This window comes from Saccharopolyspora sp. ASAGF58 (genome assembly GCF_012277335.1).
GTDB classification, from domain to species: Bacteria; Actinomycetota; Actinomycetes; order Mycobacteriales; family Pseudonocardiaceae; genus Saccharopolyspora; species Saccharopolyspora hattusasensis.
In genome coordinates this window covers 5,503,167-5,528,349 of the sequence record NZ_CP040605.1, presented here as the reverse complement: position 1 = coordinate 5,528,349, position 25,183 = coordinate 5,503,167, and the positions used below count along the sequence as shown (strand labels likewise).

The 25,183-nt window shown below is 66.6% G+C and carries 22 protein-coding genes; 16 read left to right on the top strand and 6 right to left on the bottom strand.

Translation table 11 applies throughout. The features are described 5' to 3' along the window. Positions 1–47 precede the first annotated feature (47 nt). From FDZ84_RS25970 to FDZ84_RS25955, 4 genes are all read left to right on the top strand, one after another. On the top strand, positions 48–1,370 hold the full coding sequence (locus tag FDZ84_RS25970) for an MFS transporter (protein WP_168588007.1): 1,323 nt from the start codon (positions 48–50) through the stop codon (positions 1,368–1,370). Between the two features lie 341 nt (positions 1,371–1,711). Further along, complete coding sequence (locus FDZ84_RS25965; protein ID WP_246868426.1) at positions 1,712–2,107, top strand: hypothetical protein; 396 nt, start codon at positions 1,712–1,714, stop codon at positions 2,105–2,107. Next, positions 2,104–6,642 (top strand): HAD-IC family P-type ATPase, encoded by a 4,539-nt coding sequence (locus FDZ84_RS25960; RefSeq protein ID WP_168588006.1) that lies wholly within the window; start codon positions 2,104–2,106, stop codon positions 6,640–6,642. Before FDZ84_RS25965 ends, FDZ84_RS25960 begins: the two co-directional genes overlap by 4 nt. 173 nt (positions 6,643–6,815) lie before the next feature. Beyond that, a complete protein-coding gene (locus FDZ84_RS25955) occupies positions 6,816–8,045 on the top strand; it encodes an IS256 family transposase (protein ID WP_168590352.1) in 1,230 nt (409 codons plus the stop codon). A gap of 15 nt (positions 8,046–8,060) precedes the next feature. Here FDZ84_RS25955 and FDZ84_RS25950 read toward each other — a convergent pair whose 3' ends face one another. Continuing rightward, positions 8,061–8,621, bottom strand: a complete 561-nt coding sequence (locus FDZ84_RS25950) for a TetR/AcrR family transcriptional regulator (protein WP_168588005.1) — start codon at positions 8,619–8,621, stop codon at positions 8,061–8,063. 73 nt (positions 8,622–8,694) lie between these two features. Here FDZ84_RS25950 and FDZ84_RS25945 point away from each other — a divergent pair, with 73 nt between their 5' ends. Beyond that, on the top strand, positions 8,695–9,126 hold the full coding sequence (locus FDZ84_RS25945) for a hypothetical protein (protein WP_168588004.1): 432 nt from the start codon (positions 8,695–8,697) through the stop codon (positions 9,124–9,126). Positions 9,127–9,248: 122 nt separating this feature from the next. Here FDZ84_RS25945 and FDZ84_RS25940 read toward each other — a convergent pair whose 3' ends face one another. Next, positions 9,249–10,040, bottom strand: coding sequence for a carbon-nitrogen hydrolase family protein (locus FDZ84_RS25940; RefSeq protein ID WP_168588003.1), 792 nt, complete (start codon positions 10,038–10,040; stop codon positions 9,249–9,251). A gap of 110 nt (positions 10,041–10,150) precedes the next feature. On the opposite strand from FDZ84_RS25940, the gene FDZ84_RS25935 reads away from it, so the two are divergent. Next, positions 10,151–10,855 (top strand): IclR family transcriptional regulator, encoded by a 705-nt coding sequence (locus FDZ84_RS25935; RefSeq protein WP_210435112.1) that lies wholly within the window; start codon positions 10,151–10,153, stop codon positions 10,853–10,855. Here FDZ84_RS25935 and FDZ84_RS25930 read toward each other — a convergent pair. After that, the gene (locus FDZ84_RS25930; RefSeq protein ID WP_168588002.1) at positions 10,807–11,862 is read right to left on the bottom strand and encodes an NADP-dependent oxidoreductase; all 1,056 of its coding nucleotides are present in this window, start codon (positions 11,860–11,862) and stop codon (positions 10,807–10,809) included. The genes FDZ84_RS25935 and FDZ84_RS25930 overlap by 49 nt on opposite strands. 524 nt (positions 11,863–12,386) lie before the next feature. Between FDZ84_RS25930 and FDZ84_RS25925 the strand changes: the two genes are divergently transcribed. After that, positions 12,387–13,178, top strand: a complete 792-nt coding sequence (locus FDZ84_RS25925; protein ID WP_168588001.1) for an SAM-dependent methyltransferase — start codon at positions 12,387–12,389, stop codon at positions 13,176–13,178. Positions 13,179–13,421: 243 nt separating this feature from the next. Here the strand turns inward: FDZ84_RS25925 and FDZ84_RS25920 are convergent, their stop codons facing one another. Next, a complete protein-coding gene (locus FDZ84_RS25920; protein ID WP_168588000.1) occupies positions 13,422–14,093 on the bottom strand; it encodes a hypothetical protein in 672 nt (223 codons plus the stop codon). A 174-nt stretch (positions 14,094–14,267) separates the two neighbouring features. Between FDZ84_RS25920 and FDZ84_RS25915 the strand changes: the two genes are divergently transcribed. The 7 genes from FDZ84_RS25915 (at position 14,268) to FDZ84_RS40125 (ending at position 20,511) form a co-directional block, all read left to right on the top strand. Next, complete coding sequence (locus tag FDZ84_RS25915) at positions 14,268–15,488, top strand: HupE/UreJ family protein (protein ID WP_168587999.1); 1,221 nt, start codon at positions 14,268–14,270, stop codon at positions 15,486–15,488. 122 nt (positions 15,489–15,610) lie between these two features. Continuing rightward, on the top strand, positions 15,611–17,206 hold the full coding sequence (locus FDZ84_RS25910; protein WP_168587998.1) for a metallophosphoesterase family protein: 1,596 nt from the start codon (positions 15,611–15,613) through the stop codon (positions 17,204–17,206). A gap of 91 nt (positions 17,207–17,297) precedes the next feature. Continuing rightward, positions 17,298–18,287 carry a WxL protein peptidoglycan domain-containing protein gene (locus FDZ84_RS25905; protein WP_168587997.1) on the top strand — a complete coding sequence of 330 codons (990 nt, stop codon included), beginning with the start codon at positions 17,298–17,300 and terminating at the stop codon, positions 18,285–18,287. A gap of 492 nt (positions 18,288–18,779) precedes the next feature. Continuing rightward, positions 18,780–19,106 (top strand): helix-turn-helix domain-containing protein, encoded by a 327-nt coding sequence (locus FDZ84_RS41025; protein WP_371812655.1) that lies wholly within the window; start codon positions 18,780–18,782, stop codon positions 19,104–19,106. Positions 19,107–19,691: 585 nt separating this feature from the next. Beyond that, entirely contained in the window at positions 19,692–19,880 is a 189-nt protein-coding gene (locus FDZ84_RS41020) for a winged helix-turn-helix domain-containing protein (protein ID WP_168587996.1), read from the top strand. A 39-nt stretch (positions 19,881–19,919) separates the two neighbouring features. Then, a complete protein-coding gene (locus FDZ84_RS38035) occupies positions 19,920–20,120 on the top strand; it encodes a hypothetical protein (RefSeq protein ID WP_210435111.1) in 201 nt (66 codons plus the stop codon). Positions 20,121–20,376: 256 nt separating this feature from the next. Beyond that, complete coding sequence (locus FDZ84_RS40125) at positions 20,377–20,511, top strand: hypothetical protein (protein ID WP_256413570.1); 135 nt, start codon at positions 20,377–20,379, stop codon at positions 20,509–20,511. A gap of 162 nt (positions 20,512–20,673) precedes the next feature. On the opposite strand, the gene FDZ84_RS25895 is transcribed toward FDZ84_RS40125, so the two are convergent. Further along, positions 20,674–21,369, bottom strand: a complete 696-nt coding sequence (locus FDZ84_RS25895; protein WP_246868425.1) for a glycosyl hydrolase — start codon at positions 21,367–21,369, stop codon at positions 20,674–20,676. A gap of 209 nt (positions 21,370–21,578) precedes the next feature. Between FDZ84_RS25895 and FDZ84_RS25890 the strand changes: the two genes are divergently transcribed. Together FDZ84_RS25890 and FDZ84_RS25885 are read left to right on the top strand one after the other, a co-directional pair. Then, positions 21,579–22,619 carry an IS630 family transposase gene (locus FDZ84_RS25890; protein WP_168585154.1) on the top strand — a complete coding sequence of 347 codons (1,041 nt, stop codon included), beginning with the start codon at positions 21,579–21,581 and terminating at the stop codon, positions 22,617–22,619. 8 nt (positions 22,620–22,627) lie between these two features. Beyond that, entirely contained in the window at positions 22,628–22,987 is a 360-nt protein-coding gene (locus FDZ84_RS25885) for a hypothetical protein (protein ID WP_168587995.1), read from the top strand. A gap of 628 nt (positions 22,988–23,615) precedes the next feature. Here FDZ84_RS25885 and FDZ84_RS25880 read toward each other — a convergent pair. Continuing rightward, positions 23,616–24,968, bottom strand: coding sequence for a hypothetical protein (locus FDZ84_RS25880; protein ID WP_168587994.1), 1,353 nt, complete (start codon positions 24,966–24,968; stop codon positions 23,616–23,618). Between the last annotated feature and the right edge of the window lie 215 nt (positions 24,969–25,183).

The following is a 25,183-nucleotide window of genomic DNA, read 5'->3' as shown; positions in this document are numbered from 1 at the left end:
CATCGATCGGCGCGTCCCCAGCGGGCTTTCCTCAAGGAGGTTCGGACATGACCGACGACGCCCTCGGCGCGCGCGGCCCACGATCGGGGCTGAAGGCGCTCGCCGCGGGAAGCATCGGCAACTTCGTGGAATGGTTCGACTTCGCGATCTACTCGGCGTCCATCCCAATCGTCGCCATGCTCTTCTTCCCTCCAGGCAACGATTACGCTGCGTTGCTTTCCGCGTTCGCGCTCTATGGCGTGGCCTTCGTTGCCCGGCCCCTGGGCGGCGTTGTCTGGGGCAATCTGGGCGATCGGCTCGGCCGCCGTAACGTGCTCGCTACCATCGTGCTGCTGATGGGTGCCGCCACGATGGCGATCGGGCTGTTGCCCACCTACGCCACCGTCGGGCTGCTCGCGCCAGCCCTGCTGGCGCTGTGCCGGCTGGTCCAAGGCTTCTCCGGCGGCGGGGAGTTCACCGGTGCGACGTCGTTCATCACCGAGTATGCACCGCCCAACCGGCGCGGACTGTTTTCCGCCATTTCCGCAACCTTCACCACGCTACCGGCGGTCCTTGGCACCCTGACCGTGCTGGGCATGCGGGTGATCATGTCCGAGGCGGCGTTCGTTGAGTGGGGTTGGCGGCTGCCGTTCCTAATCGGCGGCCCCCTCGCGATCGTCGGTTTGATCATCCGGTTGCGCATGCACGAGACGCCGGCGTTCCAGGAGGCAGCGGGCAAGCACGAAGTCGAGAGGGCGCCGCTGCGCGTGGCAATGCGGGATCATGGCCGGCAAATCGCGCTGGTGTTCGCCATCGCGTCGCTAAGCGGGCTGGGTGCCTACACGCTGGGCACGTACTTCGTTTCCTACCTCACAGTGACGATCAAGATTAGTCCTACCGCGGCGTTGCTGGCGAACGCCGCCGCGCTCACTGTGACCGTCCCGCTGGTGCCGGCGGCGGGGCTACTTGGCGACCGGATCGGACGCAAGCCGCTGCTGTTCATCGGCTCGGCAGGGTTAATCGCACTGAGCGCGCCTGGATACCTACTCGCCGCCCAAGGCAGTCTGGGGACAGCCATCCTCGGTCAGCTCTTCGTCGCGCTGCCGTGGAGCTTCGTGGTCGCCGCCGTCGTAGCGACCCAGATGGAGATCTTCCCGACGCGGGTGCGGTACAGCGCCTCATCGATCGGCTACAACCTGGCTTACATGGTCTTCGGCGGTACGGCGCCCCTGGTAGCCACCTGGCTGGTGTCGGTCACCGGCAGCTCCATCGCGCCAGCATTTTACCTCATGGTGGTCGCCGCCGCGGTCTTCGTGGTCGCTTTCGCGCTGCCCGAGACATCGCGGCTGTCGCTGCGGACCGGCGCCGAGCGGCCCGAGCCGGTGGCGTGAGCCGACCGCTCCGCCGCGTCAGCCTGACGCACGATGCCGCCTGGTCGTGGTGTTCGCTTTGGGTCCACTGTGGGCGGTGGGATGAATCGTGAGCGGTTTCAAGCGCTATAGCCCCGAAAAACGCGCACGGGCCACCTCGGAACGCAGCGATCACCACCTTCCTGCCCGCGCCACCGCCGAAAACCACCGGGGTCCGGGATCGTCGGGGGCTTCGGTCAGCCGATCTCTGTTCATCCTTGTTGTCGCACGATGGGGGCACGGATCGGTTTCGATCCTTCGGCGAATATTCGGCGGACGTAGGCTCGTGCGTTACCCGCATTATTTCTATCCCGGGAGGCGTGGTGGCTACGACGAGCCAGAACACGAGGTCGAAGGCCGGTTCCTCGGGCGGTTCCCGTGGCGGTCGTTCGCAGCGCACGTCGGGTCCGGTGAGTGGCTCGCGCACTGCGACGGTGACGCTGCCGTTCGTGACGGCGGAGTTCCGTCGCACAGCGGTGCGTTTTCCAGGGCGTGATGTCGTCGCAGGTGGGGTCCACAGCGTGCGGGAACACCTTCCTTCGCCCGGGCAGCTGGCCTTCTACGGCGGTCTGGGGGCGCTGGCGGCGTTGTCGTTGATCGAGTGGCCGGTGGCGGCCGCGATCGGGATCGGTACTGTCGTCGCGCAGCGAGCCGGTGGGCGAGCATCGGGTTCATCGCAGGCCAGGTCGGGGTCTGCAGCTGGCCGTACCACCGCGTGACCCTGCTTGGCGGGTTGAAGACACTGGCGTCGCAATTCGCGACGCCGGCGGTAGCCGTCGCGCGTGGCGTCTTGGGTGCCGGTGGTGGTCGGCGGGCGTGGACCGCGGACGGGCGCGCGCACATCGAGGTGCGCGGCGTGCACGAGCCGGGGACCGAATCGGCGGCCGAGCAAATCACCGATCGGCTCACGCAGCTTCCTGGAGTGCGGTGGGCCGAGGTCAACGCGGCGCTGGGGCGAGTGGTCGTAGGGCACGACCCGGAGATGGTCGGGCTCGCCGAACTGGTCAACGCGGTAGACGAAGCCGAGCGGGCCAGTGGTTTGAGCGATCACCCCCGCAATGAGCGCAGTGCTTTGCGCCCCGGCGATGTGGCCAGGGCGTTCGGCGACACCGTGGTGATGGGGGCGAACCTCACGGGGTTGGGTTATGCCGTGGCCGCCCGCTGGCTGCCGGTACCTGCCCTGGCTGCGTCGATTCCGGCGTTGATCTCCACGGCTGACTCCGTGCAGGGAATTCGCGCCGCCGTCCAGTCGCGGCTGGGCGCGCCGGCCACGGATTTGTTGTTCGGTCTCGGGAGTGCTGCGACGAACACCTTGGCGCAGCGGCCGACGACCTTGTTGTCTGATGCCGCGCATCGGTTCTTCTTGGTGCGGGAGTCCCAGGCGGTGCTGCGGAGTTGGGCCCGGCGGGAGGCCGAACTCGGCGACCGGCCCGAGCACCACCGGTGCGAGCCCGTCGAGGTGGGTTCCCGCCCGACGCCGCTGCCCAATGGACCGATCGAGCGCGTCGCGAACACCTCGGCCGTTGCCGGACCCGCAGCCTTCTTGGGAGCCCTGGCGGTGACACGTAGCATGCTGCGGGCACAGGGGTTCCTGGTCGCGGGTGTGCCGCGAGCGGCGGGGTTGGGCCGTGACGCGTTCGCAGCACAACTCGGGATCGCGATGTCGGAACGCGATGCGCTGGTGCTCGATCCGCGAGTTCTCCGCAGCTTGGACCGGATCGACACCGTGGTGATCGACGCGGCTGCCGTGCAGACCGGAACACACCGCGTGCGCGACGTGATTCCGCTCAACGGTGAGGTCGACATCGCGCGGTTGTGGGAGCGGGCGCACGCCATGGTCGGGGTGGTGGCGCACGCGGAGCGCGATGGCTGGGCGCTGTCGAAGGTGCGTGACGCGGATCTGCCGCGCTTCGAGCGGAAAGACAAGCTCGGGCAGGGCACGGATAGGGGGGTGCAAACATGCACACTCGAGCGGGACGGGCACCCGGTTGCGATCGTTGAGGTCGAGGAGGAACTGGAGCCGCTGACCGCCGAACTCTTCTCCGCGGCCAGCGAAGTGGGTTCTGTGGTGCTCGCCGGAGCGGACACGCGGCTCGCGCAGCAGTTGAATGTTGATCGCATAGCGCCTGCCGGCACGGACCTCGCGGCGCTCGTGCGGGAGTTGCAGGCCGATGGGCGCGGCGTCGCCGTGGTCTCGACGCGCAATCGCGCGGGTCTGGCCGCCGCTGATCTCGGAATCGGTGTCGCTGGCCACGGGCCGCCGCCCTGGGGCGCGCATCTGATCACCCGCCCCGGCCTTGGCGAGGCGTGCGCGTTGCTGGGATTGATCCCCACCGCCCGCACCGTCAGCCGGCGCAGTGCCCAGCTCGCCGTCATCGGCTCCGCCAGCGGTGCATTGCTGGCCGCATTCGGGCCTGCCGTCGGCAGCCAGGCCCGCGCGGCGGTGCCCGTGTCCGTCTGCGGGCTCCTGGCTCTCGGCGCCGGGACGTACTGGGGCATGCAGGCGGGTCGGCGCCCGGTGCCCTCCGTCACGCCCCGCACACCCTGGCACGCCATGTCGGCCTCGACTGTGCTGGAGCTCCTAGACAGTTCGCCGGACGGCTTGACCGACGGCGATGCGCAGCAACGCGCACTCCAACGCAACGGGCATTCCCAGCCGAAGGGCACCACCCTGACCATCGCTTGCCTGGACGAATTGGCAAGCCCGCTGACACCCGCATTGGCCGGCGGTGCCGGAATCTCCGCCAGCATCGGAGCAGCCGCCGACGCGGTCATCATCAGTGGCGTGCTGGGGCTGAACGCGCTGATCGGCGGCGTCCAACGGGTGAGCGCCGACCGCGCATTGCGTAAGCTCCTGGATGCCACCGCAATCCCGGTCGCATTGCGCCGCAAGGACAAACGCACCCGCGTGCCCGCCGATGAACTCGTACCCGGCGACGTCATCGACCTGGTGGCAGGCGACGCCGTCCCCGCGGATTGCCGCCTGCTGGAAGCCGACGGGCTCGAGGCCGACGAATCCAGCCTGACCGGCGAATCCCAACTCGTACCCAAAACCACCGCCGCCACGCCCGCGGCCGCGGTGGCCGACCGGCACTGCATGCTCTACCAGGGCACCGCGATCGCAGCCGGACGCGCCGTCGCGATCGTCGTCGCCACCGCAGAGGCCACCGAAGCCGGCAGCGCGGGTGGCACCGACAACGCCCCGGACCGTCCCGGCGGGGTGGCGGCGCGCTTGCGGACCCTGACCAAGGTCACCGTGCCGATCTCGATCGGCGCTGGAGGGCTGCTGCTGGTGGCGGATCTGCTGCGGCGTCAGCCCATCGGCGCGGCCCTGGGCCGAGCGGTGAGCCTGGCCGTCGCCGCCGTACCGGAGGGCCTGCCATTCGTCGCCACCGTCGCCGAGCTGGCCGCGGCCCGGCGACTGTCGAAACGTGGTGCCCTGGTGCACAATTCCTCGACGATCGAGGCGCTAGGCCGAGCGGACGTGCTGTGCTTCGACAAGACCGGCACCCTCACCGAAGGACGCATCGCCCTGCGCGGGGTATCCGATGGGGCCACCACCCGCGACATCGCAAATCTATCCACAGTGGATAGGAAAATCCTCGCGGCGGCGTTGCGCGCCAGCCCGCTGGCCGACAACGGTGAATTCCTGCCGCATCCCACCGACCGCGCGGTCGTCAACGGTGCCCGCGACCTCGGGGTGCAGTCCAGCGAAGGCACCCCGGGCTGGCAGCTCGTCGAGGAACTCCCCTTCGAACCGTCACGGGGCTACCACATGGTGCTCGGACGGGTCGGCAGCGACCACCTGCTCAGCATCAAGGGCGCCCCGGAGGTCGTGCTCGCCCAGTGCACCCACTGGCGCCGCGACGACGTGGACGTGGCCTTCGACGAGGCCGCACGCCTGGGTGTGGAAAAGGAATTCGACCGGTTGGCCCGCCAGGGATACCGCGTGCTGGCCGTCGCCGAACGACCCGCCACCGGCCGCCGCGACCTCGACGACTCCCGCCTGCGCAACCTCCGCATGACGGGCCTGATCGCCCTGGCCGACCCGGTCCGCCCCACCGCAGCCGCCGCAGTGGACCAACTACAGCAGGCAGGCGTGCAGATCATCATGATCACCGGTGACCACCCCAGCACCGCCGAAGCCATCGCCGCCGAACTCGGCATCCTGGGCGGCCACCAGGTCATGACCGGCACCGACCTCGACACTCTCGACGACGACGAACTGGCCGCCAAAGCCGCCGACATCGCGGTTTTCGCCCGCACCACCCCCGCGCACAAGGCACGCATCGTCCAAGCACTGCAGCGCACCGACCGCGTCGTCGCCGTCACCGGCGACGGCGCGAACGACGCACCCGCGATCAGAATCGCCGACATCGGCATCGCGCTCGGCGAACGCGCCACACCGGCCGCCCGGGAAGCCGCCGACGTCGTCGTCACCGACGACCGCATCGAAACAATCGTGGACGCCATCGTCGAAGGACGCGCCATGTGGGCCTCAGTGCGCGACTCCCTGGCCCTGCTGCTCGGCGGCAACCTCGGCGAGGTCCTCTACACCGTCGCCACCGGCCTGCTTACCCCCGGTGGGTCGATGAACGCCCGCCAAATGCTGCTGGTCAACCTCCTCACCGACGTCATCCCGGCAATGGCCATCGCAGTACGACCCCCACCGGAAATCACGCCCGAAATGCTCCTGGAGGAAGGGCCCGACGCCTCCCTCGGCGCCGCACTGCACCGCGACATCTACCGGCGCGGCATCATCACCGCCGCGGCCGCGTTCACCGCCTGGTTCCTCGGCCGCGCCACCGGAACCCGGCGACACGCCGACACCGTCGCGCTTGTCGCGCTCGTCGGCGCCCAACTCGGCCAGACCCTGGTCATCCGCGGACGCACCCCACTGGTCGTAGCCGGCGCGCTCGCGTCCATGGCCGCACTGGCCGCATTCGTGCAGACCCCCGGCCTCAGCCACTTCTTCGGTTCCACACCCCTGCTGCCGCACGGCTGGGCCATCGCCCTGGGCTGCACCGTCGCCGCCAGCGCAGCCGGCCTCATCCTCCAACCACGGCCACGCAGCCAACAGAACATGCCTTCGCAGCGCGGGAAGAAAACCGAGCACGTGACCGATCACACGAACGCAGCCCAGGAAACAGCAACCCGCGACCGCAATGACCACCAGAGCCGATCCCTTCACCTCACACGAATTCAAGCGCAAACCACACCCAACCCGACAACCGCAACGCCGGAAATGCTCTAGGCGACGCGAAGTCCACCATCGCAGCCCGGCTTACCACGCCGTCATCACGTCACCTCGCTCAGCCCGTGCGGGACTGTAATTTTAACGGTGTAACTCCTGAGATGTAGGAGGCACCAGTGACTGAGGTGAAGACCGAGCAGGCCAGCGAGGCCGCCGCGGCAGACCTGGCGGTGATGGATGAGCAGATCCAGCAGCTGGCCGATCGGGCCCGTGCCGAAGGGCTGCGGCTGACTGGTGAGGGTGGGCTGCTGGGCCGGCTGACCAAGCTGGTCACCGAGGCCGCGCTAGCCGGCGAGATGGATGATCATCTCGGCTACGGCAAGCACGACCCGGTTGGCCGCGACGGCGGCAACTCGCGTAACGGCACACGGGCCAAGACGGTGCTGACCGAGGCCGGTCCGGTGGGAATCAGCGTGCCGCGGGATCGTGACGGGAGTTTCGAGCCGGCGATCGTGAAGAAGCGGCAGCGCCGCCTGTCCGGGGTGGACGATTTGGTGATCTCGTTGTCCGCCAAGGGGTTGACACACGGCGAGATCTCGGCTCACCTGGCCGAGATCTACGGGGCCGAGGTGTCCAAGCAGACGATCTCCACGATCACCGACCGGGTGATGGACGGGATGGCCGAGTGGCAGAACCGGCCGTTGGACCCGGTCTATCCGGTGATCTTCATCGACTGCATTCACGTCAAGATCCGCGAGGGTAACGTGGCCAACCGGCCGGTCTACGTCGCGCTCGCGGTGACCGTGGACGGCACCCGCGACGTCCTTGGGCTGTGGGCCGGCGAGCACGGCGACGGGGAGGGCGCCAAGTACTGGCTTCGGGTGTTATCCGAGATCAAGAACAGGGGTACCGCCGACTGCTGCATCGTGGTCTGCGACGGGCTGAAGGGCCTGCCCGACGCCATCGCGCAGGTGTGGCCGCAGACGATCGTGCAGACGTGCATCGTTCACTTGCTGCGCAACAGTTTCCGTTATGCCTCCCGTAAGGACTGGAGCGCGATCGCCAAGGACCTCAAGCCGGTCTACACCGCACCCAGCGAGCAGGCGGCGCTGGACCGGTTCGCCGAGTTCAGCGAGAAGTGGGAGTCCCGGTACCCGGCGATCGTGCGGCTGTGGACCAACGCGTGGGCGGAGTTCGTGCCGTTTTTGCAGTTCGACACCGAGATCCGCACGATCATCTGCACGACCAACGCCATCGAGAGCATCAACGCGCGCATCCGCCGCGCGGTGAACGCTCGCGGCCACTTCCCCAGCGAGCAGGCTGCCTTGAAGTGCGTCTATCTCGCAATCATGAGTCTTGATCCCACCGGGACGGGCCGCAAGCGCTGGTCCAACCGCTGGAAGAAGGCCCTCAACGCCTTCGAGATCACCTTCGACGGACGCCTGTCCGCCGGACGCCGATAAAACCGAAAACAACAGTTACACCGAAAACTTGACAGCCCCGCCCGTGCCGTGGAACGCGTCGATGCCTTTGCGCCAGGCGGTGTCGAGATCGGCGTCGGGTGGAAAACGTTGGTTCAGCTCGAGAATGACCATGCCGTGCGCGAAAGCCCAGATGGCCCGTGCTCGTTCGCGGTCACCGCCGGTGGCCTCGAGGAGCGGCATTGCGGCCGCCTCCTCGACGCCGGAGGTGAGCAGGTCGCGGCGCAGGGGCCGCTCGGTCATCAGCCGATAGAGGTTCGGCTGGCGGCGCGCGAAGTCGCGGTACGCGGCGGTGAGGGCGGCGATCGGGGTGTCGGATCGATGGACGGCCTGCGTGAACTGTTCGGCCTGCTCCTCGAAGCCGACCGAGATCAGCGCCGCCTCCAGTGCCTGCTTGTCGCGGAGGTGCTCGTAGATCGAGGAGGCGCGGATCCCGAGTTGGGTGGCGAGGCGACGCATCGACAGCGCATCGGGACCTTCCCGCTCGAGGAGTTGCCGCGCGGTCTGCACGATCTCCCGGGCTCGCGGGGTGAGCCGGCTCAGTGCGCGGGAAGCCATCCGTCCCGCCTTCCTAGAAGGACCTAACGGTGTTAGGAGCACCCTAACGCCGTTAGGGTGAAAGGTAGCGTCGATGCCCGCTCGTGCCCCATGCCGTCACGTCAAGACCGGCACCGGCTCCGCGCGGATCCGTGACCGCGTCGCGCGGGCCCTGCTCGTCCTCGCCGCCGCTGGCGCCGTCGCCGCGGTGGCCGGCGCAGTGGGCGCCGTCGCGGACGCCGGACCGGCCACCCGGATGGTCGAGACCTGGCGCATACTCGGCTTCGGTTTCTTCGCGGGCGTGTTCCTGCTGCTGGTCTACCGCCCCCGGCTCTACGCCGGGATCTGGGAGCTCGCCATCCTCAACAAACTCGCCCTGACCCTGGCCGCCTTGTCCTTCGGCGGCGAGGCCGACGGCGCTGACGCGGCGCTGATCGCCGACGGAGCGGTCACGCTCATCCTGCTGGCCGCGTATGTGCTCAGCCGGGGCTGGACGGCCTGGTCGACCGCAAGGGCCGTGGCGTGATGCGGGGCGTCCGCGACCGCCGCCGAACGCCGCTTGCGGAGGTCGCGGATGCGCTCGCTTCGGTGTCGCCGCAAGGCAAGTAAGCCCGCGGCTGCTCGGCCAGCGAATCCGGACACTCGCGACTACTTCCGCGACACGGCGTAGCGGCGGTGCGCGAGTGAAGGCAGCACGGCCCGGGCGTGTTCCAAGCGCTGCTCCGTCACCTCCACCACCGCCACGCCGGGCTGCTCGCCGAGATCGGTGAGTTGCAGGCCCAGCGGGTCGAAGACCGCGCTGCGGCCGATGTTCTTCGGGTTGACCTGTCCCGCGGCCGCGACGTAGCAGGTGTTCTCCACCGCTCGTGCCCGCAGCAGGGTCGTCCAGTGGTCTTCCTTCAAGCTGCCGCGCACCCATGCTGCTGACACCGCGAACAGCTGCGCGCCCCGGTCCACCAAGTCCCTGAAGATCTCCGGGAAGCGCAAGTCATAGCAGGTGATCAAGCCGACGGTCAGGCCGCCGCAGCGGAACGTGACCGGATCGGCGTCGGCGGCGATGATGTCCTCGGACTCCCGCATCGCGAAGGCGTCGTAGAGGTGCAGTTTCCGGTAGTGGGCGATCAGCTCGCCCCGCGAAGCCACGATCGAGGTGTTGTACACCCGGCCGTCGCTGCTACCGGACGGTTCGTGCATGCCGACCACGATGGTGAGACCGGTTTCGGTCGACAATTCGCGGATACTGGTGGCGAACGGGCCGTCCAGCGGCTCGGCTTCGGTCCGGATCCGGGCGCGGTCGTCCTCGAAGGTCACCATCGCGGCTTCCGGGCAGATCAGCAGCTCGGCCGACCCTTCGGCAGCGCGCGCCGCGAAACCGGCTATCTCGGCCAGGTTCGCGCTCTTGTCGGGGCCGGTGGCGGTCTGGGCGACGGCAACACGCATCTCAGCTTCCTTCCCGGTGGTGGCAGGCGACCTGGTGGTCACCGGAGCCGGTGACCACGGGGCGTTCGGTCGCAGCGGGTCCCCTCGCCGAAAACTGATGGACCCTGCTGGTGCTGGCTTCCAGCGCGGGAGATACGGCGCTGCTGCGCGCGGCCCGCCCCGCGCTCCGCGGGATCGTGGCACGCACCGGCGAGGTGGCGTTGCTGTCCGTGCAACGGGGAAACCGATCGTTCACCGTGCTGCGCGAGGAATCCACCCAATCCCTTCGAGCCGGCGGCTGGGTGGGACGGAGCTCCCCGATGCACTGCACAGCATCCGGACGGGCGCTGCTGTTCGACTCCGACGACGAACTGGTCGAAGCACTCACCGAAGAGGACCTCCGAATGCCGATCTCCGCCCCGGCGGCGCCTCGTACCCTCGACGAACTTCTGGAGCGACTGCACGCAGAGCGCTCCATGGGCTACGCGATGGCCAGCGAGGAAGTGGAGATCGGCCTGACGTCGGTCGGCGTCCCGATCCGCGACCACACGGGTGAGCTGACCGCCGTCATCAACATCTCCGGTCCCCACATCACGCCCGATCGGCAGAATCGACGAATCGGTCCGCCGACTCCGGGTCGCGGCCACGGCGATCGAGAACGCACTGAAACAGCCATACGGAAAGTAAGCCGGGTCGCCCGCCAGGCCAAGCGACTGAAACACCGCCCAGGAACCGGCGCCCGGAACGCCCCTCGAAAGATGAGGAAACCGGGCGAGCCGCAACGGCATCACACCCGCACGAGCACCTTCCCGCGATTGGCCTCGCGCTCCAGGTAGAGGCTGCGGTATGCCGCCGGAATGGCATCGAAGCCGTCGTAGATGGTCTGGTCGTAGGTGATCTCGCCGCGCCGGATCATGCCGCCGAGGTCTTTCTCCAGTGCGTTCCAGTTGTCCTCGGTGAACCACTCCAGGGCGTAGATGCCGCGGATGGTGGTGCGCGGGTACATGACGTAGGGCAGCAGGCGAGGACCGGTGTCCTCCTCCCCGACCTGGCTCTCCCACTGCCAGCACACCGCCACCTGGCTTTGCACGTTGAGCATCCGGAACACCACGTCGGTGATGGTGCCGCCCATGTTGTCGAAGTACTTGTCCACGCCGTCTGGCGCCGCCTTCTCGAGTGCTTCGCGCACCGCGTCGGCGGCGTCGCCGTACCGGTAGTGGATCACCTCGTCGAAACCGAGACCAGTCAGGTACTCCGCCTTCCCGGCGGAGCCGGTGGTCCCGACAACCCGGGCGCCCGCTCGCATGGACAGCTGGCCGACCAGGGTGCCGATCGCGCCGGAAGCAGCGCTGATCACCACCGTGTCACCGGGGCGGACCGTCAGGAACTTGGTCATCGTGCCCCACGCGGTCAAGCCCGCACCGCCCATGACGCCCAAGGCCGTCGGGAGTGGAAGCACATCGTCGAAGTGCTGCGGGTTCAGCTTGCGGAAGGCCGGGAAAACCATCGGGAACGGACCGGTGTTCCAAGGCATCTCGGCACCGGTGCTCACGAGGTGGGTGCGCCAGCCGCCCCAACCCTGCACGAGATCGCCGACCGCGAACGCCGCTCGCGGCCCGGCCTCGATCACCTCCATGATCGAGTCGCCTCCCGCGTGCGTACCGACCGGAGTGGCCAGGGTGATGCCGTGCAGGAAGAGGTCGACGGAGACGTACCTCGTCCGGAGCAGCATCTCGTCGTCGGCGAGGTCGACGACGAGGTCCTCGACCACCTTCTGATACATCCGGTCGACATCGGGCACGCCATCGACGTGCTCCCGCACGATCCACTTCTCGACCTTCACTTTATGCTCCTCGTTTCATCATGGAATGAAAGTGCCTTGGTACTGGAACGGAAACGGAGCGGTGGAAGCCGCTCCTGCCACCGCATCGGTGAGGGGCCCGGCACGGCTCGTTCGGACGTGGATATGCGGAAACCCGTATCTGACAGGGGGAACAGGGTCGAGCCCTGGCCTCGTCCACTGCCCTGGGCCGCGCGACAATGGAACTGTCGACGATCACTGCGATCAGGAGCGGTCGACCTCCCCAGACAGATCGTTGCTTTCGGCCTCAGACACCGACCTTAGGTGGCTGCACCATTTCAGACCACCGGAGATCACGCAATGCACCCGCCCAGGCAACGCGCAGCAGTGCTCGCGAAAAGCACGCGACAGTCCGGAGACACGCAGCGAGCGATTGGTACGCCGGATTTTGGCGTGCTGCCCCAACAGATGCAGGTGGTCTGGGAACGCTGGTGGTGACGGAAAGCCGTTTGGGGTATCACGCTAAGGTACGGGCGGAGGCCCCGTGACGAGGAACGGAGTACCTGGTGGCTGATAGCGCTGACATCGACTACACCGCACCGTCATCGCCGCGGATCTGGAACTACTGGCAGGGCGGGAAGGATTACTACGCCATCGACCGGGCTGCGGGGGACGAGTGGATTGCTATCCAGCCGGAGATCGTGCAGATCGCCAAGGAATCTCGGCAGTTTTTGATGAGGGCGGTGCACTATCTTGCGGCCGAGGCCGGTGTCCGTCAGTTCCTCGATATCGGGACGGGGCTGCCGACGCTGCAGAACACCCACGAGGTGGCCCAGGCGGTCGCGCCGGAGTCGAAGGTCGTCTACGTCGACAATGACCCGCTGGTGTTGACGCATGCCCGAGCGTTGCTGACCAACACCACTGACGCGGGCGTGACCGCCTTCGTCGACGCCGACTACCACGAGCCCGAGGTGATCGTTTCGGATGCCCGGTCCACGCTGAACTTCACACAGCCGATCGCGGTGATGTTCATGGGCGTACTCGGGCATGTCCCGGATTACGAGGAGGCGTTGTCGATTACGCGCCAGGTGATGGCAGCGGTTCCGTCCGGCAGCTACTTGGTGTTGTGGGAGAACACCAACGTCAGTGAGACGGCGCGCAAAGCGGCTGAGGAGTACGCGAACAGCGGCGCGATCCCGTACCGGCTGTGCTCGGTGGAGCAGGTGGCGAAGTTCTTCGACGGGCTGGAGCTGGCCGGGCCTGGTCTGACCTCGATCAACCACTGGCGGCATGGCGCTGACCAGACCGACGCGGGAGAGCCGTTGGACGCCTACGGCGCGATAGGCCGCAAGCCGTAGTGGCGTGGTGTCGCCTGCCGGTGAGCCGACCGTTTCCTCGCGACTGGGCGCATTCTCTCGATGCCTGATGCGGGAAGGATCGTGGCTTTGAGCCGAGAATTACGGTCCGCCGTTGACCATCTGAAGCCGTGCCCTGGCTGTGCGAGCGGAATGTGCACTGCGGGAGCGGGTCCGGCTAGCAATGCGGACACCAACCTCAGATCGCCGACCACCGCAACGCATTCTTCGCCATGGAGCGAGGCGTTAGTCGAGCCGGATCACGATTCCGGTCAGGCCGTTCAGCACGCTGGCGACTCCTGCCCTGACGGCGGCTGCGGCGCGTTCGGGCGTGATCGAGGCGGGATCGTACGTCGAGGACATGCCGAGACCCTCGCCGCGGAATGACGCGCCGGTCCAGTTGGCTGCGGTGACGTTCGCCGTGGGCTCGGCCAACTCGGCGCCGAGCACGAGGAACTGCTGGTCGAGATGGCTGGCCGTGACCACGGCGAGGGGATCGACGAGGTCGTTGCCGGCGCTGATGACGAGGTCGGGTCCCAGGTCGATGGCTTCGACGATGTGCGCGATGAGCTGGCCGGGCTCGTCGGCCGTGACAATCTTGAGGCTGATCTGCTCCTCCTCGGCCCACTTTGTCACGGCGGTCACCAGAGTCCTGGTCTGGGGGTCGTTTCCGGCGGTGAGCAGCACCACGCGGTAGCCAGGCGACGGACGGACCCCGTCCCAGGAGCCGGGGCTGGGCGTGATCGTCGCCTCCGGGGTGGGCGGCGCGGCGGGGTTGACGAACCCGGGGCCGAGGGTGCCGACCGGGCTGGGCTTGGCGTGCGGCTGGGACCAGTCGTCGGGCGAGCCGCATCCGCTGACCAGTACGGCGATCGCGGCTGCCGAGGTCATGCCGGCGGCCAGAAGTCGCGAGCGCAAGCGGATCATCCTCCCAGGCGGGGCGAGAAGGTCGTCTCCTTCCTACCCGATCGACGGGGATTTCCGATGCGCGGCCTTTCTCCTTCGAAATGCGGTCGCCGTTTGTTCGCTCGTGGTCTGCCGCTCGTTCGCTTGCCCCGAGCAGTCTGCGGTCGACCGCAGAAAGAGGAGTTCATGCCAGACCTTCCCCGACGTCGTTTCCGCACCATCGTCGCCGCCGCTGCCGTGGCCGTGGCCGTCGTACTGAATGCAGCACCCGCTCTCGCACACGGCTTCTCCTCAACTGCGTACGTCGACGTCACCTCGCCCGAAGCGGGGCATGTCCGGGCTGAGCTCGGACTGGAGTACGACCTGCTCGTCGTCTCGGTTGCCGACTACGAGCGCAACGATCCGCTCTTCCGGCAAGGCAACGCGGCATTCGAGGTCCGGGACTCGGCAGCGCAGGCCGCCGCTCTCGACACCCACGCCGGCTCGGTCGTCAAGTACGTGACCGGCCGCTTCGGCGTCACCGCCCAGGGGCAGGCGTGCACCCCGACGCAGGATGGCCAGTTCGCGATCGAAGAACGTGATGGCGTGCCATACGCGCGGCTGGTTCTCGACTACCGGTGTGCGGCCGCAGATTCCCACGAGGTGCACAGCGGGCTCTTCCCGGATTCCGAGGGCTATGTGCGCGACACCAAGACGATCGTCACCTACGACCTCGACATGACCTCCGGCAGCGCCGCGCTCGATGCGAGGCAGCCGTCGTTCTCCACGCAGCAGTCCTGGGCCGAGCGGTTCTGGGAGTTCTTCCAGCTCGGGGCGGGGCATCTGCTCACCGGGCTCGACCACGTCCTGTTCCTGCTGGCGCTCATCGCGGGCTCACGCCGCCTGCGCGAAATCGTGCTGGCGGCAACGACATTCACCCTCGCCCACTCGGTGACCTTCATCCTCGCCGCACTCGGCCTCGTGCGGGTGCCTGCGTCGTTCGTGGAGCCCGCCATCGCGCTCTCGATTGCGGTCGTCGCGGCTTGGCCGCTCTGGCGGCTATGGCGCCGCGGGTCGCACGCCACCGATCTCGAGGCGGCCGAGTCCGGTCGCCTCAACAGGCTCTTGGATCGTGCCGGCTGGGCTCGGCTTGCGGTGGTCTTCTGCTTCGGCCTCGTGCACGGACTCGGTTTCGCCGAGGCGCTGGGTATCGACGAGGCCTGGTCGTGGACGCTGCTCTGGTCGTTGCTCGTGTTCAACCTCGGCATCGAGGTCGTGCAGTTGGCGATCATCGCGGTTGTCTTCCCGCTGCTCGCCCTGCTGCGCCACCGCGTCCCGGTCGCGCGGCGATGGACGACCGGGGTCATCTCGGCCGGCGTCTCGGTGATGGGCGTGGCGTGGTTCGTGCAGCGAATTTTCGGACTCTGACGCACTAGCTCTTCCGGCTCGTGCAACGAGTCCGTCCGTCCACGTTCACCCGGACGACGTCAACAGCGGAAACGCTACGAACCGGTCTTCTCACCCTTAAGACCGGAACGGATGCAAATTCAATGAAGACAATCAAATCCAACGATGCCGCGAGGCTTGTCCGACGCCGCGTCGCTCGCGGCGTCACGGCGGCGGCCGTGGGCGTCGTCGTGGCGTTCGGCACCGGTCCGATGAGCGCGGCCTTCGCCGACGAGCCCGCGACGCTCACCGGCATCATCCTCGGTGTCGGCGCCAAGGAATCCCAGCGCGTCGTGAGCTGGTACTCCTCGACCGACACCGCGCAGGTCGTGCAGGTCTCCCCGACCGACAAGCTCATCGACGGCCAGTTCCCGAAGAACGCCGTGACCTTCCCGGCGACCGTCGCCGCGAACAGCGTCAACGGCGGCTTCAACGGTCACGCGACGATCGACGGCCTGAAGAAGGACACCGCGTACTCTTACCGCGTCGGTGCCGGCGACAGCTGGTCCCCGACGTACTCCTTCAAGACCCAGGACTTCAAGGGCGACTTCGACTTCCTGTTCTTCGGCGACCCGCAGATCGGCTCGTCCGGCAACGTGGCGAAGGACGGCGAAGGGTGGAAGGACACCCTGGACGTCGCCCTGACCGCGACCCCGAACGCGGAGCTGCTGGTCTCCGGCGGCGACCAGGTCGAGACCGCCAACACCGAGCCGCAGTGGGACGCGTTCCTGGCGCCCGACAAGCTGCGCCAGTACCCGTGGGCCGCCACCATCGGTAACCACGACGTCGGCGGCAAGGCCTACGAGCAGCACTTCTGGACCCCGAACACCGACCGTTCGGCGTCGTACTACAAGGGCAGCCCCGACACCCAGTCCGGCGGCGACTACTGGTACATCTACAAGGACGTGCTGTTCATCGACATCAACAGCAACGCCTACGCCAACGGCGCTGACGAGGCGCACCTCGGCTACATCACCGACGTGATCAACCAGCAGGGCGGCAAGGCGAAGTACACGGTGCTGGTCTACCACCACTCGATCTACTCGCCGGCCAGCCACGCGAACGACACCGACAACAAGCAGCGCCGCCAGGACTTCCCGACCGCCTTCTCGAACCTCGGCGTCGACCTGGTCCTGCAGGGTCACGACCACAGCTACTCCCGTAGCTACATGATCAAGAATGGCGAGAAGGCGAACCCGGATGAGCAGCCCGGTGCCACCCAGGTGGCTCAGGGCCCGGGCGGCGTCATCTACGTGACGGCGAACTCCGCCTCGGGTTCGAAGTACTACGACCTCACCGCTCCGATCCCCGGTTCGGACTTCGGCCCCGACCCGCTGAACCCCAACAGCCACTGGGCCAACTCGGTCGAGAACCAGGAGCACGTCCGTACCTACGTCAAGGTCGAGGTGCGTGACGACAAGCTCGTCGTCGAGAACATCCGCAGCAGCACCTGTGCTGCCCCCAACGCTGCGGTGGAGCTGGGCAAGGTGAAGTGGTGCGGCCCGAACAACGGTGCCGACGCTGCCCCGCCGGTCGGCTCCGTCGTCGACAAGGTTGCGATCCTGCCGTATACCGCCAAGGACAACGGCAAGCACAACGGCGCCGGAAACGGCAACGGTGACCACCCGGCCCAGGATGGGCCCGACTGGGTTCGGCAGCAGGATGTTGCGGGCAGCGAGACGCTGACCGCGCTGAACTGATCCAACCCGCTCCGCGTGGTGGGGTGGACACCGCTGGTGTCCACCCCACCACCTGCCTTTCATCCCGCCCATTCAGTTCGAGGATCACCAGATGCACTCCACATCCCGACCGGCCACAGTGGCCGGAGCCGTCGCTCGCGCCGTTGTCGTCGTACTGCTCGCTGTAGCCGGCCTCGCCGGAGTGGGAACCGGACTCGCTGCCGGAGCCGACGCCGTCCCGTGGACGGTGCGCACGGCCGCCAACGAATTCGGTTCCGACCGGAACAACTACAGCTACACCGTCGACCCGGGCGGGCGGATCGAGGACGGTCTGGTGGTCGCCAACCACGGCACGACCTCGCTTGACCTGGCCGTATACAGCGCGGACGCGTTCACCACTGATGCGGGCCAACTCGACCTCGTCACCGAAGACGCGACGTCGACCGGCGTGGGCGCATGGGTCGATCCGGGCCAAGACCACCTCACGATCCAGCCCGGCCAGTCCGCCGAGGTGCCGTTCGCCGTCACCGTTCCGGAAAACGCCACGGCCGGCGACCACATGGGCGGCATCGTCACCTCGCTGACGCAGGGTGGTGTGGAGCGACGTGTCGGCATCCGGATTCAGCTGCGCGTAGGTGGCGGGCTCAAGCCGGGCCTGTCGGTCGAGGGTCTGGGCGTGCACTACTCGGGCACGCCCAACCCGTTCGGCAAGGGTGACGCCACCACCACCTACACGATCCGCAACACCGGCAACGTCATTCTCTCGGCCCGGCAAGCGGTTTCCCTTTCCGGCCCCTTCGGGAGCTGGCCCGTTCCCTCCGGGCAGATCGACGATTCGCCCCGGCTACTCCCCGGCGAAACGTGGCAGGTTTCCGTGCCGTTCCGCGGCGTGGTTTCTGCGCTGCAACTGACCGGGACGGTCACCCTCGTCCCGCTGCTCACTGACGCGGCGGGCTCGACAGCCCCGCTCCCCGCCGTCGAGAACACGACGCACGCGTGGGCCATTCCTTGGGGGCTTTTCCTGCTCATCGCCGTCATGTGCGTGCTCGTTGTCGCGGTTCTTGCTTTCCGGCGACGGCAGGCCAAGATTTCCCCCGAATAACGTTAGCCCTGTGCTCACCCGGCCACTACTCGGTGATCGCGGCGAAGAGTTCGGGTAAGTGTTATCGGTTTCTCGTAGTGGACTGGCGCCATCGCAGATCAGGCTGCAGGACGAGGGGCACTGCTGGAGCGGCTTGACCGTTCAGGCGGCCTAGCCTGAGTTTGAGGTTCCCCCGGGGTAGTGGACACCACGTTGGCACCGCAACCGACCACACCAGGGTCGAGATCTTCTTTTCGCTTGGCCCCCAATCAGTTGGCGGGCTAAAGAAACGACGTCTTGAGTTGCACGCCGTGGTATTTGAGGGCACGCCGACGGCGCCACCCGACCACCAGCACGATTGTCGTGAGCGGTTTCGAGCGCTATAGCCCCGAAAATCACGCACGGGCCACCTCGGAACGCAACAATTACCACCACCTGTGTCTCTATGCCGAGGAACGTTATTGATAGGGAACTCAACGGTGTGATCTTCGTTGGTCTGGCGGGATCGCTGGTGTGCGGGATGCGCGGAGGTTATCGCCTGAGGTGCAGGAGGATCTGCGGCGCAGGGTGGTCGCGGCGGTGCATGGTGGGATGAGGCAGGTCGAGGCGGCGCGGGTGTTCGCGGTAGCGCCGCAGTCGGTGTCCGGATGGGCGCAGGTGTGGCGGAAACAGGGTTCGAAGGGTCAAGCACGACCAGCTCGCCATTGCGGTGCCGGTTCGCCCGGCAGCCGACCTGATCGACCTACTCGCTTCGTGCGGCGTGAGTTGTCTCTACGAGGCGAAGCCAGGGCATTCCGATCGCGTCCGGGCGGCCTGAAGGTGTCATGTCGTTCTTCCTGAAGCGCAGGGCGGTCGGTGACCGGGCGCGCGGGGCATTCGCGCCCGGTCACCGGGGAAGGGCTGGTGCGGCGGAGGCCGGGGGAGGCGCTGCACCGGCCCGGCTTGGGGAGGTCAGGTCTCGTGAGTGATCCTTCCGGTAAGAACCGGAAGGATCACTCACGAGCGTTCAGACACACAGGTGGTGCCACCCGGTGGGCTCCTCCCGGGGCGCCGAGCTCGCCTCGGTCGGCTGGGGAGATCCCGGTGGTCTGGGGAGGTGTTCTTGTTCCGCCCGGTGTCTTCGGTGCGGGTTTCGGCTTCGATGCCGGCTATGAGGTGCCAGACCGTGGCGGCTTCGCCGCCTCCGGCGTGCTGGCCGGATCGAGAACGCGAGGCCTCTTGCGGGTAGCTGGGTGGAGAATATGGCGAAGATCAGCAGGCTGAACAGGACGAACGTGCTGAGCTGGATTCAGAACATCGGTGGTTCTCCTTCGGTGGGGCGAAGGGTGGTGCCAATTTCGCGAGAAATTGACGTTCACCCGGGTGACGGTCAATTTCTCGCGAAATTGCGCCCTCCTCGGGTGACCACAGGCGGGTGGTGAGGGTGTGCCGACAGCGCATGCGGGTGTCCTCGCGGATGCAGTCCCCTTTCGGGCCGGTCGTGCTCCGCCGCGTTCGGCTGGGGTGGTGTGGACCCGCAAGGCGGTGGCCGAGTTGATCCGGGTGCGCCACGGCGTCGTGTTGAGTTTGCGCACCGTCGGCGACTCTCTGCGCTGTTGGGGTGTGTCGCTGTAGAGACCGATCCGCAGGGCCTACGAGCGGGACCCCGAGGCCGTGCGCCGATGGGGGGAGGAGGACTATCCGGCCATCGTCGCTCGCGCTTGCCGCGAGGGCGCGGTGATCGTGTGGCTGGACCAGACCGGGATCCGCTCGGATGCCGCAGTGGGCCGAACCTGGGCACCGGCCGCCCGGACACCGGTGGTGGGCAAGACCGGGGAAACGGCTCAGCGTGAACGCCATGTGCGCGATCGGTAACAAGGGGCGAGCTGTACTTCACCGTCTACACCGGGTCGTTCAACGCCGGCGTGTTCGTGCCGTTTCTGGACCTTCTGACCCGTCACCTGGACCGTACGGTCCAGGTGATCGCCGACGGTCATCCTGTCCACCGCCGCAACACCGTCCGCAAGTGGCTGGACCGATCACGCTGCGGCGATCGAGATGCACTTCCTGCCCGGATACAGCCCCGAGCTCAACCCCGACGAGATCCAGGGGTGCCGACCTCAAAAGGACCATGACCACCGGCACAGCACCGAAAACCCGCGACGAGTTGAAACAAGCGGTCCGCTCCTTCCTCCACCGGCTCCACAAGCCGCCTGGCCGAGTTCGCTCCTACTTCGGCAAACCCGAAGTCCGCTACGCCGCCTGACATCACACATTTGCCCTACGAATCAATAGCTGCATCTGCATGGCTACCCCTCCCACCAGTGAGGTGCGCGAGTTTGCCTGGCCGCGTAGATAGTGGTCTCACCAGCAACAATCGGTCAACAATCGCCCATACGGAACGGGTGGCGAAACTCGACGCCGACCTTCATCGCGGTGTCCGATGGGCGAACTGCGCGGTTAACCTGGTGAAGTCCCAGTGGTGCTGCGGCACGCTGCTGCAGGTGCCCAAAGTCTGTCCGTTGTCGGGCGGTGTGCATGGGCGGTCTCGGTTGAGCGACCAGAACGTGTACCGGGACATGCCGTGGCTGATCGAATAGTCCAGCAGCGTCTGGAAACCGGCTTGGGTGTAGTACTCGCCAAAGTCCGAGCGCCCATTCATCAGCGACGCGCCCTCATGAGCGAACGCGGTCGCGCTGTCCCAGCCGAATGTGCTCATCAGGACTCCGTGAAACGCCTCGATCGCGGAGATTTGACTGCTGACGTCACGGAAACCGTTGAACGGCATGATCGAGTAGTTGTCCGGCGTGAAGTTCAAGGACTTCGCCGTGTTCAGCAGGTTCTGCCCCTGCGGTGTCGTTCCGCTGGGTGTGGCCACGGTGGTGACTGATATGTACAGGCCAGGGTTGTTCCGCTGCAGGATCTGCGCCGCTCCCACTTCCTTCTTCGTGGCGACGGGGTCCGAGTACTCCGGCTCTTCGAGGTTGAAATCGATCGCCCGGAGAGCGTACTTGTCGATCACTTGCTGGTAGGCGCTGGCCGTATCCTCCGCGCTGCCGCAGGTTTGGCCCAAGTTCGTGCCGCCGTAGCCACCGATCGAAACGGAGACGTCACCGCCGGCCAAGCGCACACCGTTGATGATTCGAGCGACGGCGGTGTCCGCGGCTACCGGGACCGCTCCATCCCAGGTTGGCGTACAGCCTCCACCGCCCCTAAGCAGGTTGCCAGAAGTTGTGTCTGTTACTGATGTGAGACCCCTTGTGAACGTGAAGAACCTCGTCGGGTTGGATCTGGTCACCACAACTGGATCGACCCGACGAGGCCACAACAAGTATGCGCCCGGCACACATCTACGCCGACCTGACCCCCGCACAGCACCGCGATCTGATCACCGCCCTGCACCGGCAGTGGCGTGTCGCCGCCCGCATCGTCATGATCCTGCTGTCCGCAGCCGGGATGAGTGCCCCCGAAATCGCCGAACTACTGCACTACGACCCAGTCACCGTGCGGCGATGGATCAGCCGTCACACCCGCGACGGCATCGACGGGCTGCCCGACCGGCCGCGCAGTGGACGGCCCCGCCTGGGCAGCCCACGGCTCGGGCAACGCATCCGAAACCTGTTACAGACCCCGAAAGCCTGGACCACCAACCGTGTCTGGCGTGCGGCCGGGCGACCACAGATGAGCCTGCGCACCTTCTACCGGCGGCTGCGCGAACAAGCCACTTGGTGCCGCCCCCGCCTGATCGCCAAAGGAGACCCCGACCACGACACCATCTGCGCCGACATTCAGACCCGCATCGCTGCTCTCCCCGCCGGATCGGTCGTACTGGCCGAAGACGAAACCCACCTCGACCTACTGGCCCGAGTCCGGGCCTGCTGGATGCCCGCCGGCCTGCGACACAGGATTCTCACTCCCGGCAGCAACGTTCGCCGCACCGTGCACGGCGCCGTCAACCTCGCTACCGGGGCCTGGCACCACCACATTTCGGTGAAGAACGTCTCCGTGGTGTTCTGCTACTTCCTCCAACTCCTGCTCGACGCCTACCCCAACGCGCCGGTCGTGGCCGTTGTCTGCGACAACGGATCCACCCACCACAGCGGGATCACCAAGCGGTGGCTGGCCGAACACCCGCGCCTCATGCTGATCGAGGGCGCGAAGTACAGCCCGCAGGACAATCCGGTCGAGCGAGTCTGGGCCGGGCTCAAACAGTGGATCGCCAACACCGCACCCGCCACCATGGCCGACCGTGTCCGGCAAACCCACGCCTACTTCCGCGGTCGCACCCCCGAACAAACACTCGCCACTGCAGCCCCCTGGACCACGCCCTGGCTACCCGAAGGTTTCGGACAAGACTTTTGGCCAGGTGCTTAGGAGCCTGGATGAACGTCAGCTGGAAGGTCTTCTGCCCTGTCGCCGCCATCACCTTCGGCAGATCCGGCGGATTGCCGTACAGCGGCGTCACATACGGTGCCGCCCCGTACCAGTTGCCCGATAACGTCGGCGGTGCGATGGTCAGCGGGTTCGCAGGGGCAGCGCTACTGGGCATCGTCCACGATGTTGTTGCAATTCCGACGAAAACCGCCACCGCGGTGGCGAGCGCGGGAAATTTGGGCACATGTCCTCCTCATCGGACGGCGTTGTGGCCACGAGGCGTAAGACCCAACGACGAGAACACTCCGGCGCATCTCGACCTTGTGGAATTCCGGCAGTTCGTGCCAGGGATCAGAGCGTCTCGATGAGCGCCGCCATCAACGCCAGCAAGCCGAGTCCCGACGCCTCGCTCGTCGCTGTTGAGATGCTCGCACCCATTCCTCGCGGATCTAGGTTTTCATCGGGTGCACTACGGGATTCGCATCGCTGTTCCTTGGCAAGCTCACGCACTGAGAGTAAGGCGAACGGCTGATGACACCCAAGACATCAATACCTACTCTGCACCTGTAACCACGAGAGATTGCACCTTCTTCTCGGTTCGTCCGCATCCGAGATGGTTGGTTGCAAGCTGTTCCGCGGAAGACGTCACCGGGCGGGCACACCTGATCGACTGGGCGTGGCTCAGCGCCGGGTGCGTCGACTCCTGCGTGCTGGTGTACAGGTTGATCGCCGACGGGCGATCCGGCCACTGGAGGCTACGAGTTCGACGACGACGATTTTCCGCCCGGTTCCGGGCTGCCGGTGGACCGGTTTACCGAGGTGCTCAATGCGAAATCCACACCGAAACACAAAAGAGCCCGCCGAACTGCGCTTTCGCGCCGTCCAGCGGGCTCTTTCGGGACGACAGGATTTGAACCTGCGACCCCCATCGAGTCCTTTAAGGACAATCATCTGCAAAAGTCGGGTCAGGGATCCGACGTCGCAGTGCGACGAAGATTATTTCGTTTGGTGGGTGACAAGGTTGTCCAGCTGGTTGTAGATGGCGTCCTCGGTCGGGCACAGCATCCGCACCCTGATGGTCAGGGGAGTGTTGGGGTCGATGGTGTGCTTCTCGTCGATGTTGGACAGCACCACCCTGCCGTCGGACCCGTCCTTGTCGACCTTGGCCCAGAATTCCTTGATCCAGGCTGGATCCAGGACGGCCCCACGCCGGGCGTCGAAGGAGACGGTCCATTCGTAAACGCGGTCCTTCTCGGCGTGGATGGTCAGGTCGTACGAGTAGATGTACTTGCCGTTCTGTTGCCAGTGGCCGTTCAGTTTCTGTTCGGTCTTGAGGTTGTGATCGGCGACTGTGAAGTGGACCGCCGTAGGCAATGACTGCTCGGTGGCCTTGTGCGCGACGGCGCTGACCTCATGTTTGCCAAACGCCCAGGCGGTTTTGGGACTCAGCATCCAGTCGGTCCCCTTCAACTCGGCGGCACCGAGGTCGGTGGCGCCGTCGGTGAGGGTGACCTTGTCGGCGTCGGGCACGGTGCCCTTGATTACCTGGTCGGCGTGGACCTGCTCGTTTTCCTTCGGCGCGGTGATCGTCGGTGGCCGCACCGGGGACAAGAGGTTGCTGACCCGGAGCAGCTTCCCCTGACTATGTCTGGTTACGTAGGCGTTCTTGCCGTCGGAGCCCATGCCGTGGCAGCCCTGGAACCCCGTGGTGACCTGTTCCTTCTGGCCGTTGGCGAGGTTGACCTTCCACAGGATGCCATTGTCGTAGTCGGGGGCGTAGAGGGAGTCGTGGCCGTCCAGGGCCAGGTCGTAGAGCGATCCGAAACCGTCCGCGAGAGGGGTGTGTCCTCCGGTGCCGAGGTTGACTCGCAGGATTTCCTGCCAGTCGCACACGACGTAGGCATTCGTGTGGTCGACCGCCACGCTGTGGTACCGCCCACTGGGCAGGTCGAACTTCTTGACCAGCTTTCCCGTGGTGTCGAGCTGGAACAGCGGCCCATCCGAGCTGTGCAGAACATAGACGCTGTCCTTGGCCGGGGACATTGCGATCCCGAAGGCATTACAGACCTCCTGAGGACCGAACGTTTCGCTCTTGCCGGTGGACAGGTCGACCTTGCGGGTTCTCCCACCGATGTCGGGAGTGTAGGCGTGGCCCTGGCCATCGAGCGCGACCGTGTGCGGGTCGCCCAGCCCGGTGGCGGCCGTCGCGGTGGCGCCGGTGGCAAGCGTGACCTTGGTCAGGGAGCCGGATGTGCACACGTAGGCGGTGTCGCCGGAGGCATCGACGGCAAGCCCTGTGGGACCATTCAGTTTCTCGGTCACGAGTGTGGTGTCGACGGTGTTCGGCATGAGTAGCTCCGTTCATTAATTTTCTCTCGGCAATTGACTGACTTCCGGTACGTTGGCGGTGCCACGAGGATCGAGGGGGCCGTAACCGTGCCATGGACAACTGGCGCGCCCGTCCGTGAGCTCGCCGCATCGATACGGTCAAGCGTCGACCACGACATCCGCCATGCGCGTTAATCAGTCGCCGCTGCGCACGACCGCAAACGAGGTGCTCGTTC